Genomic DNA, 19,553 nt, shown 5'->3' on the forward strand with positions numbered 1-19,553 from the left:
TTTTTTAATGCTTGCAAAACTAAAAGTTATATTCGAACTTTACAAATGCAGACGTATCGTTTTCTGCTCCATCGTTATTAGAGGCAAGTCCGCCAAGGGTCAAGCGTCCCCCCATGGTAAGCATTCTGTAACGTACTTCAAGCTGTTTAGAGCTAAATGCTGTTTTGGTAATCGAGTTACCTAAATCAGGGTTATTTGGGTAACGGTCACGGTTGTCGCTGTTGTAGTCAATATCACGTAATTTTACTTGCCAGTCAGTTCCGCTTGAGAGTTGCCCAAGTACGGTTAACACTAGCGATTGTGAATCATTATCATAGGTAGAGCCGATAGGGCGACCATGGTAACGATACCCTGAATTATAAATACTGTGCTCATAGAAGCAGTTTTCAGTTGCTAATGTGGCAGAACACGCTACGCCGGTATCAGTGTATTCTAGGTTAAATAAAATATTCTGATTATAAATGCGAGTCGTGGTTTGTATTCCACCAAGATAGCCTCTGTCTACTGGCTTAATACCGCCACTGGTATCTTCACCAATCGTGCTTGCATATACCGCATAAGGTTGATCAAACAAAGTGTCAGACCAACGAATATCAAAGCCCGCGAGTTGATTACCCAAGCGAGTTATAAGCTCACCATCACAATCATTGGTACCATCAACACATTCACCTCCGCCGGTTATTAAATCAAAAAAGTCGCCTGCTGAACTGGGTTGTCCCTTGCCAGCCCATTGTGCTGACCAACTAAAGCCAATTTCTAATTGTTGAATTGGACGAAGATTTAAACGAGTACTCCATAATAATGCATCAGGTACAACTCGGGTTGATTCAAGCTTAGCCATTTGTGCTGTAAAGCTCCACTGACCAATCCAGCTAAGCCAAGGTGTTTCGAACGCGCTACTTTGTTCTCTACTGAGGCTTATTGCGGGAAGTGGCTTTGAATTACCAGACATAATTAAGCTGTTATCAACACCTGGGCCCCAAAATTGCTCAACGGCACCCGCTCTTACAATCCAATTACCCATACGATAAGCTAAATAGCTGTCATCTAAAGAGGTATCATTACAGTCTGTTAGTGCTTGCTCATTTTTGGCTATATCGTCAGTTGTTTTGCCATTGACTAAACAGTTTTTGCCATCACTGCGATGATTAAGCGCAACTTTAGCCGCAAAGTTATGTCCTAGATAAGCATAAGCTGCTGTTAATTCAGACTCTTGAGTATTTGTTGCCCCAAAGCTAGTAACGGCTAATGGATCTGAGTTGGCGGAAGCTGAAAGTTGTACACTATGAGAACCACTATTTTCTGACTTATAACGATGTTTTACACGCAATAACGCATCCTGCAGGCGAGGAGATAATTGTTCTAACGTAGTATTATTTACATCATTAATAAAGCTTTTCCACATTAACGGATACGTTGTTACTGGCGCTAAAATAATGCCAGCATCGGCAAGCTGTTGTATATCTGCTCTAAGACCATAGTCATCAGGCTTTACCCAGGGGTCAGCATTCACGGTTGTGGTTACGGCACAAAAAAGCGAAGAGAGTATAAAAATTTTGTTTCGCAAAGCTCAGATCCTTGTGATTTAAATTGCGGCTAAGTCTAGCAATCTACGCCCTTTATTGCAGTAATTAAATCAACTCATTAAACAAAGATTAGCTAAAAAATATTACTCTGGAACAGATTAAAACACCGCAGCTCTATCGTAAAAAAGATGGCGTTGATATACTCGCTGCAAAGGAAAAGCAGAGATAGTAATGAGCAACAAACGACTTTTATTTATTCCCGTGTCATCGCCAGAAGGTATTGGTGAATATATGCGCTCATTACAGCTAGCTCATACCCTTACCTCAGAGTACGACAAGCAGTTAGATATTCATTTCATTTTAAATAAGCACACGGCTTACGCTAAAAGTTGCCCGTTTCCTACTTTATTGTTAAATCAATCGGCAACAAAAGAAAACACACGTGTATGTCAGTTTATTGAGCAATACAAACCAGATGTGGTGCTATTTGATTGCGCAGGGCGAGCAGAACAAATGAAGGCCGCGAGAAATGTGGGTGCTAAAGTGGTTTTTATTTCGCAGCACGCGAAAAAACGGGCAAAGGGCTTAAAGCTTAATAGAGCGGGTCTTATTGATACTCATTGGGTGGTTCAGCCTGATTACTGTATCGACCCTCTTTCATGGTATGAAAAACTAAAGCTTAATATGCTGCCATTGGCATACCCTGAGAATGTAGGGCCATTTACTGTTTTTGCTTCAGAGCAGCAAAAAAGTGATGTACTGACACGTTATAACTTACAAGAAAAAGAATTTTTTATCGTGAATGCAGGATCCGGTGGGCATACGATTAATGGGCAAAGCTGTGCTGATATCTACTATAAAGCAGCACTGATTATTGCGAAAAAAACGGGTATAAAAGGGGTTGTGGTGTTTGGTCCTAACTATACGAGCCCATTACCAGACACCGATGAACTTACTTGTTTAGCAAGTCTTCAGGGTGAAGAGTTTTTAGCCTTACTAAGTCAGGCAAAGGTGGCATTATTAAGCGCGGGTGATACTTTACTTCAAGCTATTGCTTTGCAAACCCCCGCAATTGCGTGTGCTATTTCAAAAGATCAAGGTGAGCGCCTCACTCGTTGTACTCGCACAGAAGTGGTTTATCAGGCACAGCTTAATATTGTTGATATAAGTGAAAAAGTGCAAACGTTACTTACAGAGTCTCGTTATAAATATATTATTGATAAGTATTCTACTTTAGAAACAATCCATAGTTTTGATATTATTACACAAGGTTTGAAAAACATGTTGTTTGATAATACTCATTAGTTATCAAAAGTGTGTTTTTCAGGTTATTGATTTAGCAAGTTTTTTATAATTCGAGCTCTTGGTTGTATTGGTTGCCTAATGTTTGCCAATCGTTTTGCTGCCAATGAAAGTTACTATTGCGGCTTTGCTCTTTTGAAAATGAGCGCTGTAGGCGAGACATGTTGCTTTGTTGCCATTTTTTATTGGGCACTTTTATTTCGCCACGATCAAAGTCGATAATGTAAACGTCACCAGAGTCATCAAATAAAATATTATTAATATTTAAATCAGCGTGATACACCCCTTTATTATGAAATTGGGCAATGGTTTGCGCTATTTTTTTTATCTCAATATCACTTAAGGGGCGCTCAATCAGTACATCTAGTACGCTTTTAGCGCCTTTTACCGCTTCAGTAATAATATCACCTCGGTAAATAAAACCATGTCGGCTCACTTTAGCTGCAATGGGCTTTGGTACATTTAAACCTAACTCTATTAATTGCGTCATTAAACTAAATTCTTGATAAACACGGGTATGCTCAAGTCCGTAGTATAAATATTGATCGCTGAGTAGTTTTCCTATTAGGCCGCCACGCCAATAATGACGCAACACAGCCGTTAAATCTGCGTGTTTAAAAAACCAAGCAGTCGCACGCCCCTTTTTAGCGCCGACAATTTTTTGCTGCTGTTGCCAGAAATTGGGCTCAAACCAATCTAACTCTATTTCGGTGCTATATTGAGGATGGCTTAAAATGACATGGTTATTTTTGACGTGTTGATTAAACATAGCTCATAGGATTCGCTTTAATATGTGCATATATTAACGTGTTTTAAGTCTAAGGATAAGTACTTGCAATGACGCGATTATAATTTAAGATCGGGTTTTATTATTTTACCTCCAAGGAAACGTGTGACTTCAGCGCCTACTTACACATCTATTTGTATTTTACGTCTTTCTGCCATTGGTGATGTATGCCATGCAGTGAGTGCAGTACAAGCAATTCAAAAAGCGCATCCAAATGCTAAAATTACATGGGTGATAGGGAAAGTCGAGGCGATGCTGTTAGCAGATTTGCCTGGCGTTGAGCTTGTTGTATTTGATAAAAAACAAGGTAAAGCGGCACTGAAACAGTTAAAGCAAACCTTCCAAGGGCAGTGTTTTGACGTACTGCTTAATATGCAAGTGGCTTTAAGAGCTGGTTTTGTCGCTCGCTGTATCCCTGCCAAAGTTAAAATTGGTTTTGACTGGGCTCGTTCAAAAGAGCTGCATAGTTTATTTATTAATAAACGTATTAAAGCCCAATCTCAGGCGCATGTTTTAGAGGGATTTAAAGGCTTTGCTCAAACAATTGGTGTTGATGATTATGTCCCTGTTTGGAATATGCCCTATACCGACAAAGATCAAGCTAAAGCTGATGAGCTGTTAGGTGACGATTATTTATCAAATAAGTTATTTGTTATTTCGCCAGCGGCAAGTAAAGCACAGCGTAACTGGTTAGCCGAACGCTATGCCGTGCTTGCTGATTATGCCAATGCGCAAGGTTTTAAAGTAGTGCTAACCGGTGGGCCTACTGAACTTGAAAATAATTTAGCAAATAGCATCATTGAATACAGTGATTCACCCATTCTGAACTTGGTGGGTAAAACAAAACTCAAAGAATTATTGTGCGTACTTAAGCGTGCAGGTTTAGTACTTGCGCCCGATACAGGCCCAGCCCATATGGCGGTGACTGTTGGCACGCCTGTTATTGGTCTATATGCGCATTCAAACCCTGCGCGAACGGGGCCTTATTTATACCAAGATTACGTGGTTGAGGTTTATCACCAAAACTTATTAAAGCAAACAGGTAAAACCGCCGAGCAATTACCTTGGGGTACTCGGGTTAAAGGCGATGATTTAATGAGTCAAATAACCACGGATGCAGTAAAAAAAATGTTTGACCATGTTGTTAATGAAGAGTCGTTATTATGAATGGTAAACACATAAATAAGGCGCTTTTTTTAGACCGTGATGGTGTAGTAAATGTTGACCATGGCTATGTATTTAAAAGCGAAGAGTTTGAATTTATAGATGGTGTGTTTTCAACGTGTAAAGCATTTTATGACGCGGGCTACAAAATAATTGTTGTAACTAATCAATCAGGGATTGGTCGAGGTTATTACTCAGAAGCCGATTTTTTTGCCCTTAACACATGGATGAAAGCGCAGTTTAGTCATCATCAAATTGAAATTACTGATGTTTATTTTTGTCCTCATCATCCTGAAAATGCATTACCAGCGTATTTAACAGATTGCGATTGCAGAAAGCCAGCGCCTGGTATGTTACTTCAAGGAATGAAAGATCATCATATCGACCCTGCACTGAGTGTGATGGTGGGGGACAAACGAGGTGATATGCAAGCTGCTATAAGCGCCAATATACGCACTAAAGTATTGGTACGTTCGGGGCAAACAGTTGATGAGCAAGCCGTAAAGTCCGCTGACTATGTTTGTGACTCAATCAAGGAACTTCCTGTTTTGCTTGCTGATCTCATTTAATATATATCTCATGCCTGTAAACTGGCAGCTTTTCCTGCCAATTAGCTAATTTGCGACGAATGACAAACAGTGCAATTTGGCGCTTAAACTTTTACAATACCCGCATTATAAATAGCAGCAACGCGTCTGCTGTTTAACCCGTTCAACCAAATGGAGATCACAGATGAGAGCATCTGCTTTTTTTAGCCAATTACAACAGCAAATCGAAGACGTTAAAGCTGAAGGTTTGTACAAAAATGAACGTGTTATCACTTCACAGCAGCAAGCTCAAATTGAAGTGGCATCAGGTGATAAAGTTATTAATTTTTGTGCTAACAACTACTTAGGTTTAGCTAACAGCCCAGAGCTAATTGCAGCTGCACAAAAAGGTTTAGATGACCATGGTTTCGGTGTGGCATCTGTGCGTTTCATTTGTGGCACACAAGATATTCATAAGACGCTTGAGAAAAAAATCAGTCAATTTTTAGAGACTGAAGACACCATTTTGTATTCATCATGTTTTGATGCGAATACGGGCTTGTTTGAAACTATTTTAGGTGCAGACGATGCGATTATTTCTGATTCATTAAACCATGCTTCTATTATTGATGGTGTTCGTTTATGTAAAGCAAAGCGTTTCCGTTATGCAAATAACGATATGGCAGATTTAGAAAAGCAATTAATTGCAGCCGATGAAGCTGGTGCTAAAACTAAACTAATTGCTACTGATGGCGTGTTCTCAATGGATGGCGTTATTTGTAATTTAGAAGCAGTGTGTGATTTAGCCGACAAATACGACGCACTCGTTATGGTTGATGATTCACATGCCGTTGGTTTTGTTGGCGAAAACGGTAAGGGTACACCTGAGTACTGTAATGTACTCGACCGTGTTGATATTATTACTGGTACCTTAGGTAAAGCGCTTGGTGGAGCATCTGGTGGTTACACCTCAGGTAAAAAAGAAATTGTTGAGTGGCTTCGTCAGCGTTCACGTCCATACTTATTTTCAAATTCATTAGCGCCTTCAATTGTAACAGCGTCAATCAAAGTGCTAGAAATGCTTGAAAATGGCGGTGAGCTTCGCGCTAAGCTATGGTCAAATGCTAAATACTTTCGCGAGCAAATGGAAACGGCAGGTTTTACCTGTGCAGGTAAAGATCATGCGATTATTCCAGTGATGCTAGGGGATGCAAAAGTAGCGTCACTTATGGCTGATAAGCTTTTGGCCGAAGGGATTTATGTAACTGGGTTCTCATTCCCTGTTGTACCAAAAGGTCAGGCGCGTATTCGTACCCAGATATCTGCAGCGCACAGCAAGGAACAACTTGATACAGCCATTGCAGCCTTTACCCGTATTGGTAAAGAGATTGGTGTTATTTAATTTTCTTGTTAAATCGCGGTTATAGTCGCGATTTTTTAATTGAGTGTGGATTATGAAAGCATTATCAAAGTTAAAAGCAGAACCGGGCATTTGGATGACAGATGCGCCAAAGCCTGAAGTGGGTCATAACGATCTGTTAATTAAGATACGTAAAACGGCTATTTGTGGCACCGATGTTCACATTTATAAGTGGGATGAGTGGGCACAGAACACCATTCCTACGCCTATGGTGGTTGGCCACGAATACGTGGGTGAAGTAATTGACATGGGACAAGAAGTTCGCGGTTTTGAAGTTGGTGACCGTGTATCGGGTGAAGGTCACATAACCTGTGGTCATTGTCGTAACTGTCGTGCTGGACGCGTTCATTTATGCCGAAATACAACCGGTGTGGGTGTTAACCGCGAAGGTGCATTTGCTGAGTACTTAGTGATCCCAGCATTTAATGCATTTAAAATTCCAGATAACATTAGCGATGAACTTGCCTCTATTTTTGACCCGTTTGGTAATGCAGTACATACCGCATTATCGTTTGATTTAGTGGGTGAAGATGTATTAATCACCGGTGCAGGCCCTATTGGTATTATGGCTGCAGCTGTAGCTAAACATGTAGGTGCACGTCATGTGGTTATTACCGACGTAAATGAATACCGCCTAGACTTAGCGCGTAAAATGGGCGCAACGCGTGCTGTAAACGTTGCAAATGAAAAGCTTGAAGATGTAGCTAAAGATCTAGGTATGACCGAAGGCTTTGATATTGGCTTAGAGATGTCAGGTGTTCCTAGTGCATTTAATGCCATGTTAAATAACATGAATCATGGCGGCAAAATTGCCATGTTAGGTATTCCACCTTCAGATATGGCGGTCGATTGGAATCAAGTAATTTTTAAAGGCTTAGTGATCAAAGGTATTTACGGTCGTGAGATGTTTGAAACTTGGTACAAAATGGCCAGCTTGATTCAATCAGGACTTGATTTAAAACCAATTATTACTCATCAGTATTCAATTGATGACTTCCAAGCTGGCTTTGATATGATGATTTCAGGCCAATCGGGTAAAGTAATTCTTAACTGGGATTAATTATCCCCTTGTTAAGAGAATTAAAGGCGGCATTTGTCGCCTTTTTTGTAATTATAAGAGAGTACTATGGCATTTAAACATATATCAATCGCACAAACCCTCGAACTACTAGATCAAGAGGATGTGGTGATTGCCGATATTCGCGATCCTAATTCGTATCAGACAGGGCACATTCCTGGCTCTGAAGCGCTTTCAAATGCAAATATCGCCCAATTTATGATGGAAAAAGAGTTTGACCAGCCGATTATTATTGTTTGTTATCACGGCATGAGTTCACAAGGTGCTGCCAGCTACTTAGTAGAGCAAGGCTTTGAAGATGTTTACAGCATGGATGGCGGTTTTACTGCGTGGGAAGCCGCTTACAAGGATAAAGTAGCACGATGATAGAGCTAGGCAGTCTAACTAACCCCCGTGCTGCACAGGGCTTTATAGATTACCTAAAAAGCCAAGGGCTTACAGGGCAAATTCGTACTGAGGATGGCCATACGCTTGTTATTAGTGTGGCACCTGAAGACTTCCATGCAGTGCAGCCTTTATGGAACGAATTTGCCAAAAACCCTAATCATGAGCGTTACCAACAAGCATCATGGCAAGTAGGTACTACGCAGTCACCGTTAAAGTATCAAGGGCAGTCACTTAATTTAGTCGCTCGTTTTAAAGCCTTAAGCTGGCTTAATCAAGGTATTAGTATTCTCAGCATAGTTGTTTATGTTGCTTTGTTATTTGGTGCGTTTGAGCCTATTTATATGGCGTTGCAGTTCAATCCTGCGTCACCACTTACCTGGTTAACACCTGCTATTATGCATTTTAGCGCTATGCATATTGTGTTTAACTTAATCTGGTGGGTATCGCTGGGTGACAACATTGAAAAGCAATGCGGTAAGTCGAGTTTAATCGGGCTGTTTTTAGTTACCGCTTTAATAAGTAATTGGGCACAGTACTTAATGGTCGGTCCTAACTTTGGTGGGCTTAGCGGTGTTGTATATGGGTTGTTAGGCTTTTGTTGGATTTACAGCGCGCTTAACCCTAAACAGCCTGCACTGGTTACAACCGCAATTGTTGGTTTTATGCTGGTATGGTTAGTACTTGGTTTTGCAGATGTATTATTTGTTGGAATGGCTAATTGGGCACACTTAGGTGGGCTTGTTAGCGGTATGGCTTTTGCCTATACCGCTCAGCTTTTTAAAACAAAAAGCGCCTAATGATATAAATATTTAGTAAATAACAGGTCTCGGATTATTTCTTGGCCTGTTTCTTCCTTAAGTAAGCTTTTTAGTTTTTCTGCGCTTTTAAGGCGAATTTGCTCACGCCCTGTTAAAGACTTTATTTTGTTTTCAGGCTCTTTTGATAATATCTCTACTAGCGCATCACGTAACAGCGGGGTGTGGTGTTCTACAATGGCAATATCGGATGTTTTGTTTAGCATTAAATCTACCGTGACGCGAACGTAACCCATTTTTTTACTCGATGGACCAATGTAATTGGTAATAATGTCTGGCTCAAACCCAAAATAACCCACAGTAGACTCAGCGCGTGCTGATAAGCTAGTTAGGCTGACTAAAAGAATAAAAAGGCCTGTAAATACTGTTTTTTTCATTTCAAAAGCGTTTCCGTAAACTAATTACAAATAGTTTATACTTATTAGTAAATAAGATACAGCAAGATGCTGTTATTTGTTGTGTTTGTAAAAGTACTCCGGATTCAAGTTTGGGATAGGCAATAGCGGGAGTCAAATGCTGAATAGCTTTTTATGACACAAGATGTGCTTGGTATTGAGTAAATCGCGCTTTTTCAAATTCGTTGGCAATGTTATGATCTCATCGATTTTTTTCAAGTAGAATTATTGTGATTACTTTTCCTCTTTCTTTATCTGCTGATTGGCAGAGTACCGCTCAAGTCACTGGCTTATCTAACGCTGAGAAAGAGTGGTTATTTGAACCGCATTCTTTAACGGCTAAATTAAAAAGTCAGTCTCAGCGTTTTGCTGTAAAAGTGTTGAGTGAGCAAAAAGTAGACCTTTCGCAATCACAGCAAACGCTATTAAGTGGGCAGGTAAGTACAGTACTTAACCGTGAAGTGTTACTGTTGTGTGATGAACAACCGATTGTTTATGCTCAAAGTTGGTTGCCAATAACAAGTAACAATACAAACAATCAGCTGCACAATATGGGAGAACGCCCGTTAGGTGATGTAATCTTTCAAGATCCTGCGTTAAGGCGCACTGATATTGAAATTGCTCGCTTTGATGATAACCACTCATTGCAATCACTGGTGAGCGAACTTAATTTACCGAATCGCTCTTTACTGGGCAGACGCAGCGTATTTTCTTTACATAACTATCAATTTTTAGTCTGTGAGGTTTTTTTACCAGGAGCTTACTTATACTCATGAAACTAGCCGCTTTGTCTGTTAATCATATACCCTATTACATCCAGTTAATGCGAATTGATAAGCCCATAGGCACCTTATTGTTACTTTGGCCAACTTATTGGGCACTATGGATAGCGAATGATGGTCTGCCTAACTTAACGAATTTCATTGTGTTTACCCTTGGGGTAATAGTTATGCGAAGCGCCGGATGCGTTATCAATGACTTTGCAGATAGAAAAATTGATGGCTCAGTAAAGCGCACTTGTCAGCGGCCGCTAGCAACCGGAGCGGTAAGTAGTGGTGAAGCAATTAGTTTGTTTTTATTACTCGTTGTCATCGCTTTTATATTAGTATTATTGCTTAATACCAATACTATTTTATTATCGTTTGGTGCGCTTGGGTTAGCGTTTTGTTATCCCTTTATGAAACGTTACACGCAACTTCCTCAAGTTGTATTAGGTGCGGCTTTTGGCTGGGCAATCCCTATGGCTTTTATGGCATCAACAAACTCTCTACCCGTGCAGGCATGGTTGCTATTTATTGCCAACATTTGCTGGACGGTGGCTTACGACACTATGTACGCCATGGTTGATAGAGACGATGATTTAAAAATAGGAGTAAAATCAACCGCTATTTTATTCGCCAGTTATGACCGCCACATTATAGCGCTACTTAACTTTAGCTTTTTTGCGCTGATGGTTTTAATTGGATTGATGAATCAAATAGGATTTGGTTTTTGGTTGGGATTAGCTGTTGCAGCAATGTTACTTGTGTATCAACAGCGTTTGATTCATTTACGCCAGCGAGATAATTGTTTTAAAGCATTTTTAAATAACCATTATGTAGGACTGGCTATCTTTATTGGTCTATTATTTTCTTACCCCGTTTTTGCTTAACGGGGTGGGTCGATAATGCCACTAATTGACGCGTTTTTTCTGAACCAACCAGCAATCGAATAGCGGTTATTAACAGCAGGAAGTACTTCATGTACAAAGCGTTCGCTTTCAAATAATACCAAAGTGCCTGCCGTGGGTTTTATTACTATTTCTATATCTTTACTTTTAGGTTTGTAAATAACTAGCTCTCCACCTTTCTCTGGAGAGTTCAAATATAATACGGTAGTAAAAACACGGTTTGAACGACCTTTAAATGCATCTACATGTTTTTTATAAAAATCACCTTGCGTATATTTTGCATAATGACACTCATAATCAAACAAACCCATAAAGAAACTTCGATTAAGCGTATTACGAACTGCTTCCATTACTTGCTGGTAGCCAAGTTGTGCATTTGAACTGCCATCAAACCAATAGGTTTTGTCTTTACGAACTGTCTTATCAATTTGCAAGTTATTTAATCGACCAATACCAGCAAGGCTAAAGTGGGGATTTATTCTGTAGCAATCTGCCATTAAATCAAAGATTAGGTCACTATCAATGGCGTTTTCAATAATGGCATAACCATGCGTTTCAATCTGCTCTAGATAAATTCCAGAAGCTGTAAAGTTGTTCATTAACGCTAGTCAAAATAGTAGGGAGCGTTAGTTTAATGTAAAAAAACTTTAAAGCTACAAATTTATAGTTGTTATCATACCAATTGCATTAAATGAGTGCTCCATTATAGCGACAAGTAAATAAGTCGATAGCAAGGCAAAAATGATGACATATAGTTGTTCTATATAAATAATTTTTAACGCAGTTAGCGATTCATTTAATACGCTAAAATGATCATGTTTTTAATAAAATTGGTATAGAGCGCATGGTGTAATGTTATGCTTTTGAGACTTTATTTATTAGCGAGAGTAAATGGTCAACATGCTCACCCGCTTCTATTTGCTGGCTGGTTTGCACAATAAGTTGCTCATGGCTAATATCGTTATTAGTTTTAAGTTGAATCAAATTTTGGTTTTCTGCCACAGAGCTGGTGTGTTCAATACCGGCAATGGCAAAATGGTCTGACTTTTCAAGTCCGGCCATTACCTGATCAATACTGCCCACTTTAATAGTTGATACTTTATTTAATGAGTCTACTACTTCATTAAGCATTGATTGCACTTGTTTTGACTGTGAAAAACAACTGAACATTGGATAACTTTCGAGTTCTTTTTTACTAATATCGCTTTTATTTGCTAAAGGATGTTGTTTTGAACAAAATAAAATAAGCTGATCAGGTAATTGTATGTCGCTACCAATGCTATTGACTATTTGCGAGCATACACTAATGTCAATTTCACCTTGAAGTAACTTTCTATGAAGCTCAGTTTTGTTTTGTAGCTGCATTTCGATTTTAACATGCGGGTATTGGCTTAAAAATTCACCGCAGGTAATTGGTACTATGCTGCTAGTTGTTGTGGTGTAACCAATAACCAGTTTTTTCTCTTCAGTGCCATTAATAGACTGAAAAGCACGATGTTTTATTTGTTCTAGCTCATTGAGGGTATTTTTGGCAAAGTCGAGGAAAAGTTCGCCTGCTTGAGTTAATTTAACCGAGCGAGTAGAGCGAGTAACAAGCTCATAGCCAAGCTCTGTTTCAAGAGTTTGAATACTTCGAGTTAACGCAGATGTGCTAATTTGGGTTTGTTCTGCAGCTTGCCTAAAATGACGAAGTAGGCCAAGCGCTACAAATTGTTCTAATTGTTCAAATCTCACTATATAGTCCTTTTTTATAGGTAAGCTAGGGGGAATCACAGATTAAATACTGACTTTATATCCCTATAGTTCAGTTGAAGTAATGTTTTTAACCACCTCATTAGATTAACTTTCTTTTTGCCTTATTTAAAGAGAATAGTTGCTAAAAGTTGTTATACCTTTGGGTAATGTTAAGTAACTGTTGGGTTTTATCATTAGCCTAATTTGTGCAATTTTATAACCGTTTTCTTAGAATTTCGGTTTGCTAATTGCTGTTTTTGCTTTTAGAGTTAGGCTCAATAAAATTTTTACTCACCCTGTTGCTTAAAGGCTTATTTTCAATGTTTTGTAATTCAATTTCTATGGCATCACACGAGATATGAATTTCAAATAAGGAGGTGAGTAAAGACAAGCTTAAGCAACTTAAACTGACACCAAATAAAATAATGCCCGTGGTATTAAATTCTATAAATAATGCGAACATGGATAGCGTACATAATAAAAAAGCAGCGACTCCGTATACTTGCATGGTTCTTATTAATTTTATTCGCTTTCTAAGGTTGGTTATTTGCGCCACCACAACAGGACGAATAGATTCTCCTTCACGCGCATTCAGTTCTCGTATTAGTTGCGCTAGCACTAAAAATCGGTTTGTATAGGCGAGTAATAACAACGAGATTGCTGGAAAAAGTAAACCTGGAGTAGTTAGCGTCATAATGTGTCCTTAAATCATATTATTTGCTTTAGGTTACGCAGGCAAATTGTACACATAAAGTAAATGAGGTGGATATTGCAAAATATTAATAATAGCGATTCAAATATAACATCATTTGATTGGGTTACGCTTTATAACGCAGAAAATAGTTTAGAGGCCAATATTATAAAAGGATTGATTCTTAATGCGGGAATTGAGTGTCAAATTAAAGGTGAAATGCTGCAGGGTGCTATGGGCGAGATCCCGTTTGAGCAAACACAAGTAAGTGTGCAGGTTTATGCGATAAAAGAGCGCCATGCACGCGAAATATTGGTAAACTATCAGCAAGTAAAACAATCCGCTCCAGATTGGGTGTGCCCTAACTGTAATGAGCATAATGGATCAACATTTGATTTTTGTTGGTCATGTGGGACTTTAAAGAATGACAAAAGCGAATAATTTTCAGCGTATTAGAGAATTAAATTACCTACAAAAAGCGGTATTGGCCAGTGCGTTAATAGAGCGTATGTTGCCTAATTATGGACTATTTAGTGAGGCTACCGGTTTTGGCGATGAGGTTATTTTACGTAATGCTTTAAATGTATGTTGGGAAAAGATACTGCTTCCTAAAAGTAAAATTGACTTAGAAAAGCAAGTCGAAAAAATTGAGCCGAATGTACCTGAACTTGCTGATTTTGATATGTTTGGAACTTATCCTGCCATTGACGCTGCCACTTCATTATTGAGCTTAATGCATGGCCTTTTAGCGCAAGACGAGCAAGAGTTTGTCAACGTGAGTAAAATATCGCAGGCAACTGTGGCTCGCTTTATTGAGTATCAAATGACGGTTGACGGGGATGTTGCTGATAATAAAGCAGTGCGTGAACACCCACTAATGCAATACGAAATTGAGGTATTAGGTGAGTTAATAGATTTTGTAGAGGCAATGGGGCGCATCACTGCTGAAAATGTAAAAGCATTGAAAAAGCATGTCCTTGCTGATGGCCAAACTAACATTGGTTTAGCACTTTAAGTTATTTTGTTTTAAACACCTTGTTAGGTGGCAGGAGAATTAACAATGCGAATTTTAGGCATTGAATCATCATGCGATGAAACTGGTATTGCTATTTATGATGACGAAAAAGGGCTACTGGCTCATCAATTATATAGCCAAGTAAAAGTACATGCTGATTACGGTGGTGTGGTACCTGAACTTGCATCTCGCGATCATGTACGTAAAACATTGCCGCTTATCGATGCGGCATTTGCACAAGCTGGCTGTGGACCTGAAGATTTAGACGGCATTGCCTACACGGCAGGACCTGGTTTAGTGGGGGCATTGTTGGTGGGCACCTCAATTGGTCGCTCTTTAGCGTATGGTTGGGACATTCCAGCTGTAGCAGTGCACCATATGGAAGGGCATTTATTAGCGCCAATGCTTGAGGAAAACGTTCCCGAATTTCCATTTATTGCTTTACTCGTATCTGGCGGTCATACCATGATGGTAAAGGTCGCGGGCATTGGCCAATATGAAGTATTGGGTGAGTCGGTAGATGACGCTGCAGGTGAAGCATTTGATAAAACAGCTAAATTACTAGGACTCGATTACCCTGGCGGTCCTCGTTTAGCTAAAATGGCTGAGCAAGGCGTTGCCAAACGATTTGTTTTTCCACGCCCGATGACAGATAAGCCTGGTCTTGATTTTAGCTTTAGTGGTCTAAAAACCGCTGCTTCGATTGCTATTCGTGAGAACGACAGTGATGAGCAAACTAAAGCAGATATTGCCCATGCATTTCAAACAGCCGTTATAGATACTTTAGTGATTAAGTGTAAGCGAGCACTAAAGCAAACAGGTATTAAACGTTTAGTAATAGCCGGTGGTGTAAGTGCTAATACACAACTACGTTTGCAATTAGAACGTGTGATGCAAGGTATGAAGGGCGAAGTGTATTACCCTCGCACTGAGTTTTGTACCGACAATGGTGCAATGATTGCTTATGCTGGTATGCAGCGTTTAAAAGCGGGGCAGTTTGCTACGCTTGATATGAAAACTAAGCCGCGCTGGCCAATCGATAGCTTAGAAGCAATATAGTTAACCAGAACTTAAGTTAGTTATTACTTCTTATCATCTGTAGGGGCTTGTTTAGTCCCTACTTTTGGTTCTTCACCCTTAAATAAACGTACAATATTAGTACGATGCCTAATAATGATCAGTAGCGTAATAAAGGTCACCGGTAAGGTATATAACGGCTTTATCCACCATGTATATAAAGGTGCTAGCGTTACAGCAACTAACGCTGCAAGCGATGAGTAGCGGGTAATCGCGACAATAATCAGCCAAGTACCAATCAATAATCCACCTAAAGACAGCCCTATCGGTAGTAATGAGCCAAATGCTGTTGCGACCGCTTTCCCCCTTTAAAACTAAAAAATAATGGGTACATGTGCCCTAAGCATGCTGCAACCGCAATTAAACCGAGCTCTAGCGGCTCTAGTTTTAAAAAGTAAGCGCCCCAAACAGGTATAGTGCCCTTTAAAATATCAAATATTAACACTAAGCATGCTGGGAGAGCGCCACCTAAACGGTAGACATTGGTTGCTCCTGGGTTGTTGGAGCCATTTGTGCGTGGATCGGGAAGTTTGAATAGCCGCGACACTAAAATGGCCGATGAAATCGAGCCGAGCAAATAGGCTAATACAAACATTAAAATGACTAACACGCGCTTCCTTATTTTTTAATCATTACTTTTAAGCTATTATTGGCGTCAAAATTTACGGGTTTCTTAAATTACTCGCAATTTTGTAATTATTCTATTGTAGAAGTAATTTTAGTATATTTAAACACTGATTAAAGTATATACAGTATTAATTTGATTGATACAATATGTAATTAACTCAGTGACTTGTTACAGTCATTTGGAGTATCAATGGACAAGGTATTTATATCACAATTGCATGTCGAAACGATTATCGGGGTGTATGATTTTGAAAAGAAAAGTAAACAAAGCCTATACTTTGATATTGAAATGCTAAGCGACATTAAGCCCGCAGCACAAAACGACGATATTAACTTAGCATTAGATTACGCTAAGGTGAGTGAGCGTGTTATCGAGCACAGTACGGCTAAACCAGTCGAGCTTTTAGAAACGCTGGTGGAGCAATTAGCACAAATAATCTTAACCGAATTTAATACTCCACAAGTAACGATAAGAGTTAGCAAGCCTGCTGCAGTTTCACAAGCGCAAACAGTGGGTGTAGAGATAACGCGCATTAAGGCTAAGGCTTAAATGGCGCAGATATTTATTAGCCTTGGTTCAAACATTAACAAGGCAGAGCATATTCGTCGTGCTCTAGTGGCGTTAGAACAGCACTTTGAAAACACACATCATTCATCAGTATTTGAAAGTGAAGCTGTAGGTTTTGCCGGTAATAACTTTTATAACTCAGTACTTGCCGCCACCACTGACATGGCGCTGGTTGATGTGTGCGCGTTATTGAAACAAATTGAACGCGATAATGGTCGCAAAGCAAATGATAAAAAATTTAGCCCACGTACTCTGGATCTCGACTTACTCTTTTATGATGATGTGATTTGCGAGAGCCCAGCACAATTACCGCGTGACGAAATTACTAAAAATGCCTTTGTTTTGCAGCCTTTAGCTGAGGTGGCCCCTGATTTTTATCATCCGGTAGCAAAACAAACGATTGCCCAAATATGGAATGCATATAACAATCCTCAACAAAAACTATGGAAGGTGGAGTTTTCTAACCCATGAGTATTATAGAAATAATTGTTTTAGCCCTAATTCAGGGATTTACTGAGTTTTTACCTATATCGAGTTCGGCACATTTAATTCTACCGTCACAAATTTTAGGCTGGGAAGATCAAGGGTTAGCGTTCGATGTTGCTGTTCACGTAGGCACTTTAATTGCGGTTGTTATTTATTTTCGTAAAGAAGTAGCCGATATACTCGGTGCTTGGTTTAAATCGTTTGGTGTGCTGGGCGCAACAGATGATAGCAAGCTAGGTTGGTGGATCATCTTAGGCACTGTGCCTGCAGCTATTTTAGGCTTGTTGTTAAAAGATTTTGTTGAACTGTACTTACGCAGTGCATGGGTGATTGCAACCACAACAATCGTATTTGGCCTATTACTTTGGTACGCCGATGCCAAAGGTAAGCAAATAAAAACAATTTATCAGCTAAACTGGAAAACGGCCCTCATTATTGGCTTTGCACAGGCCGTTGCAATGATCCCTGGCACTTCACGTTCAGGTATTACCATGACAGCGGGTTTAATGTTAGGTATGAACAAACAAAGTGCAGCGCGCTTTTCGTTTTTATTAGCTATTCCAATCATTTCTATGATGGGTCTTTATTACACCGCAGAACTTGCTCTAGGCGATCATATCGTAGATTGGACGGCATTATTGTTAGGTGTAGTGCTGTCGTTTTTATCAGCTTATGCTTGTATTTTTATGTTTTTAAAAGTGATTGAGCGAATGGGGATGCTGCCATTTGTTATTTATCGTTTATTATTAGGTATAGGTTTAATATTCTTTTTAATGCTATAAGCTATTAATCTTCAGGAAAGCCTCCCACTTTGGGAGGCTTCTTTATTTGCGCCAAGGGTTAATGGTAACTTAAGCTAAATTTTGGCATTATAGCGCCATTAAACTTTGCCCTAGAGCAAACTCCGCGCAGGATGAAAGGATAGTAAATGCATATACATATTTTGGGTATTTGTGGCACATTTATGGGTGGTATTGCCGCTATAGCTAAATCATTGGGTCATCATGTTACTGGGTCGGATCAAAACGTTTATCCACCAATGAGTACTCAGTTACAAGAACTGGGTATTGAACTAACACAGGGCTATGATGTATCTCAACTAGAGCCAGCTCCAGACATGGTTGTTATTGGTAATGCTATGAGCCGTGGTAACCCGTGTGTTGAATATGTACTCGATAAGAGCCTGCCTTATACTTCAGGACCTGAGTGGCTAAAACATAACTTATTACAAGATTCATGGGTGCTGGCTGTGGCAGGAACTCATGGTAAAACAACCACCGCCAGTATGTTGGCGTGGATACTTGAATATGCGGGTTTAAAGCCAGGCTTTTTAATTGGCGGAATTGTACAAAATTTTGGTCTTTCTGCGCGAGTTGGGCAAACGCCATTTTTTGTTATAGAAGCCGATGAGTACGACACGGCCTTTTTTGATAAACGTAGTAAATTTGTTCATTATCTACCTCGAACACTCATTTTAAATAATCTTGAATTTGATCATGCTGATATTTTTGAAGATTTAAACGCAATTAAAAAACAATTTCACCATTTGATACGTACACTACCGCAAAGCGGCAAAGTGCTGTGGCCAAAAAATGATGAAGCACTGAGCGATGTGATTGCAAAAGGATTGTGGAGCGAGAGCGAAACTCTAGGTGATGACTGGAGTTATGAATTACTCAAAGCCGATGGTTCTCAATTTAATGTTTTACTAAATAAGCAGTTAAAAGGCGTTGTTAGTTGGCAAGCGATTGGTGAGCATAACGTTAAAAATGCCATGATGGCTATTGCTGCAGCACGCCACGTAGGAATTGCCATTGAGCACAGTATTGAAGCTTTGAGTGAATTTATCAGCCCAAAAAGGCGAATGGAGCTTAAAGCAGATATTAATCATATCAAAGTGTATGACGATTTCGCCCATCACCCTACCGCGATTCAAACAACACTTGCGGGGCTGCGTGCCAAAGTGGGCAATGAAAAAATTATTGCGATTTTAGAACCTCGTTCTAACACTATGAAAATGGGAGTGCATCAATTTACACTTCTCGATTCACTTCGCAATGCAGATGATGTGCTGTTATTTGAACCAGAAAATTTAAACTGGTCACTTAAAGAGCAAGCTGACAAAGCGGGTATGCAGTGCTTTGATTCTACAACCGCTATTATTGATACAGTGCTTGAGAATATTGAGCCAAATCAACATGTTTTAATTATGAGTAATGGTGGTTTTAATGGTCTGCATCAGCAACTTGTTGATGGTTTGGCCGATAAATACAGCGGAGAATAAT

At 39.6% G+C, this 19,553-nt stretch carries 22 protein-coding genes and 1 pseudogene; 16 read left to right on the forward strand and 7 right to left on the reverse strand.

Annotation, left to right across the window (positions count from 1 at the left end):
* Nucleotides 1-19 precede the first annotated feature (19 nt).
* On the reverse strand, nucleotides 20-1,567 hold the full coding sequence (locus AB8618_RS03225) for a capsule assembly Wzi family protein (RefSeq protein ID WP_413401352.1): 1,548 nt from the start codon (nucleotides 1,565-1,567) through the stop codon (nucleotides 20-22).
* 190 nt (nucleotides 1,568-1,757) lie between these two features.
* Here AB8618_RS03225 and AB8618_RS03230 point away from each other — a divergent pair, with 190 nt between their 5' ends.
* Complete coding sequence (locus AB8618_RS03230) at nucleotides 1,758-2,831, forward strand: glycosyltransferase family 1 protein (RefSeq protein ID WP_413401353.1); 1,074 nt, start codon at nucleotides 1,758-1,760, stop codon at nucleotides 2,829-2,831.
* A gap of 43 nt (nucleotides 2,832-2,874) precedes the next feature.
* On the opposite strand, the gene AB8618_RS03235 is transcribed toward AB8618_RS03230, so the two are convergent.
* Nucleotides 2,875-3,597: a 3-deoxy-D-manno-octulosonic acid kinase gene (locus tag AB8618_RS03235; RefSeq protein ID WP_409424808.1), complete on the reverse strand. Its 723-nt coding sequence runs from the start codon at nucleotides 3,595-3,597 to the stop codon at nucleotides 2,875-2,877.
* A 123-nt stretch (nucleotides 3,598-3,720) separates the two neighbouring features.
* On the opposite strand from AB8618_RS03235, the gene AB8618_RS03240 reads away from it, so the two are divergent.
* From AB8618_RS03240 to glpG, 6 genes are all read left to right on the forward strand, one after another.
* On the forward strand, nucleotides 3,721-4,782 hold the full coding sequence (locus AB8618_RS03240) for a glycosyltransferase family 9 protein (RefSeq protein WP_413401354.1): 1,062 nt from the start codon (nucleotides 3,721-3,723) through the stop codon (nucleotides 4,780-4,782).
* Nucleotides 4,779-5,348 (forward strand): D-glycero-beta-D-manno-heptose 1,7-bisphosphate 7-phosphatase, encoded by a 570-nt coding sequence (gene gmhB / locus AB8618_RS03245; protein ID WP_413401355.1) that lies wholly within the window; start codon nucleotides 4,779-4,781, stop codon nucleotides 5,346-5,348. Before AB8618_RS03240 ends, gmhB begins: the two co-directional genes overlap by 4 nt.
* Nucleotides 5,349-5,511: 163 nt before the next feature.
* Nucleotides 5,512-6,708 carry a glycine C-acetyltransferase gene (locus AB8618_RS03250; RefSeq protein ID WP_178955287.1) on the forward strand — a complete coding sequence of 399 codons (1,197 nt, stop codon included), beginning with the start codon at nucleotides 5,512-5,514 and terminating at the stop codon, nucleotides 6,706-6,708.
* 52 nt (nucleotides 6,709-6,760) lie between these two features.
* Entirely contained in the window at nucleotides 6,761-7,786 is a 1,026-nt protein-coding gene (gene tdh / locus AB8618_RS03255; RefSeq protein ID WP_013464286.1) for an L-threonine 3-dehydrogenase, read from the forward strand.
* Between the two features lie 66 nt (nucleotides 7,787-7,852).
* Nucleotides 7,853-8,170, forward strand: a complete 318-nt coding sequence (glpE, locus tag AB8618_RS03260; RefSeq protein WP_413401356.1) for a thiosulfate sulfurtransferase GlpE — start codon at nucleotides 7,853-7,855, stop codon at nucleotides 8,168-8,170.
* The gene (gene glpG / locus AB8618_RS03265; protein WP_413401357.1) at nucleotides 8,167-8,988 is read left to right on the forward strand and encodes a rhomboid family intramembrane serine protease GlpG; all 822 of its coding nucleotides are present in this window, start codon (nucleotides 8,167-8,169) and stop codon (nucleotides 8,986-8,988) included. Before glpE ends, glpG begins: the two co-directional genes overlap by 4 nt.
* On the opposite strand, the gene AB8618_RS03270 is transcribed toward glpG, so the two are convergent.
* On the reverse strand, nucleotides 8,985-9,383 hold the full coding sequence (locus tag AB8618_RS03270; RefSeq protein WP_008115596.1) for a flagellar basal body-associated protein FliL: 399 nt from the start codon (nucleotides 9,381-9,383) through the stop codon (nucleotides 8,985-8,987). The two genes, glpG and AB8618_RS03270, sit on opposite strands and share 4 nt — an antisense overlap.
* Before the next feature lie 248 nt (nucleotides 9,384-9,631).
* On the opposite strand from AB8618_RS03270, the gene AB8618_RS03275 reads away from it, so the two are divergent.
* The gene (locus AB8618_RS03275; protein WP_394184709.1) at nucleotides 9,632-10,177 is read left to right on the forward strand and encodes a chorismate--pyruvate lyase family protein; all 546 of its coding nucleotides are present in this window, start codon (nucleotides 9,632-9,634) and stop codon (nucleotides 10,175-10,177) included.
* Nucleotides 10,174-11,052 (forward strand): 4-hydroxybenzoate octaprenyltransferase, encoded by an 879-nt coding sequence (gene ubiA / locus AB8618_RS03280; RefSeq protein WP_413401358.1) that lies wholly within the window; start codon nucleotides 10,174-10,176, stop codon nucleotides 11,050-11,052. Before AB8618_RS03275 ends, ubiA begins: the two co-directional genes overlap by 4 nt.
* On the opposite strand, the gene AB8618_RS03285 is transcribed toward ubiA, so the two are convergent.
* The 3 genes from AB8618_RS03285 to AB8618_RS03295 form a co-directional block, all read right to left on the reverse strand.
* The gene (locus tag AB8618_RS03285) at nucleotides 11,049-11,669 is read right to left on the reverse strand and encodes a 2OG-Fe(II) oxygenase (protein ID WP_413401359.1); all 621 of its coding nucleotides are present in this window, start codon (nucleotides 11,667-11,669) and stop codon (nucleotides 11,049-11,051) included. The genes ubiA and AB8618_RS03285 overlap by 4 nt on opposite strands.
* 256 nt (nucleotides 11,670-11,925) lie before the next feature.
* Nucleotides 11,926-12,804 (reverse strand): LysR family transcriptional regulator, encoded by an 879-nt coding sequence (locus AB8618_RS03290; protein ID WP_413401360.1) that lies wholly within the window; start codon nucleotides 12,802-12,804, stop codon nucleotides 11,926-11,928.
* A 244-nt stretch (nucleotides 12,805-13,048) separates the two neighbouring features.
* A complete protein-coding gene (locus tag AB8618_RS03295) occupies nucleotides 13,049-13,498 on the reverse strand; it encodes a DUF2721 domain-containing protein (protein WP_131690620.1) in 450 nt (149 codons plus the stop codon).
* 63 nt (nucleotides 13,499-13,561) lie between these two features.
* Here AB8618_RS03295 and AB8618_RS03300 point away from each other — a divergent pair, with 63 nt between their 5' ends.
* From AB8618_RS03300 to tsaD, 3 genes are read left to right on the forward strand one after another with little or no spacing between them, the layout of a single operon-like run.
* Entirely contained in the window at nucleotides 13,562-13,936 is a 375-nt protein-coding gene (locus AB8618_RS03300) for a DUF2007 domain-containing protein (protein WP_372239236.1), read from the forward strand.
* Entirely contained in the window at nucleotides 13,920-14,510 is a 591-nt protein-coding gene (locus tag AB8618_RS03305) for a YjaG family protein (RefSeq protein ID WP_413401361.1), read from the forward strand. Before AB8618_RS03300 ends, AB8618_RS03305 begins: the two co-directional genes overlap by 17 nt.
* 45 nt (nucleotides 14,511-14,555) lie before the next feature.
* Nucleotides 14,556-15,569 (forward strand): tRNA (adenosine(37)-N6)-threonylcarbamoyltransferase complex transferase subunit TsaD, encoded by a 1,014-nt coding sequence (gene tsaD / locus AB8618_RS03310; RefSeq protein ID WP_008115610.1) that lies wholly within the window; start codon nucleotides 14,556-14,558, stop codon nucleotides 15,567-15,569.
* Between the two features lie 23 nt (nucleotides 15,570-15,592).
* Here tsaD and plsY read toward each other — a convergent pair.
* Nucleotides 15,593-16,197 (reverse strand): annotated as a pseudogene (gene plsY, locus AB8618_RS03315) (glycerol-3-phosphate 1-O-acyltransferase PlsY).
* 207 nt (nucleotides 16,198-16,404) lie between these two features.
* On the opposite strand from plsY, the gene folB reads away from it, so the two are divergent.
* From folB to mpl, 4 genes are all read left to right on the forward strand, one after another.
* On the forward strand, nucleotides 16,405-16,764 hold the full coding sequence (gene folB / locus AB8618_RS03320) for a dihydroneopterin aldolase (protein ID WP_413401362.1): 360 nt from the start codon (nucleotides 16,405-16,407) through the stop codon (nucleotides 16,762-16,764).
* Entirely contained in the window at nucleotides 16,765-17,253 is a 489-nt protein-coding gene (folK, locus tag AB8618_RS03325; RefSeq protein ID WP_413401363.1) for a 2-amino-4-hydroxy-6-hydroxymethyldihydropteridine diphosphokinase, read from the forward strand.
* The gene (locus AB8618_RS03330) at nucleotides 17,250-18,050 is read left to right on the forward strand and encodes an undecaprenyl-diphosphate phosphatase (protein WP_413401364.1); all 801 of its coding nucleotides are present in this window, start codon (nucleotides 17,250-17,252) and stop codon (nucleotides 18,048-18,050) included. Before folK ends, AB8618_RS03330 begins: the two co-directional genes overlap by 4 nt.
* 146 nt (nucleotides 18,051-18,196) lie before the next feature.
* A complete protein-coding gene (gene mpl / locus AB8618_RS03335; protein WP_413401365.1) occupies nucleotides 18,197-19,552 on the forward strand; it encodes a UDP-N-acetylmuramate:L-alanyl-gamma-D-glutamyl-meso-diaminopimelate ligase in 1,356 nt (451 codons plus the stop codon).
* The last annotated feature ends 1 nt before the right edge of the window (nucleotide 19,553 follow it).

Origin of the sequence: Pseudoalteromonas sp. RW-H-Ap-1, assembly GCF_048318575.1 — a bacterium.
Taxonomy (GTDB): Bacteria; Pseudomonadota; Gammaproteobacteria; order Enterobacterales; family Alteromonadaceae; genus Pseudoalteromonas.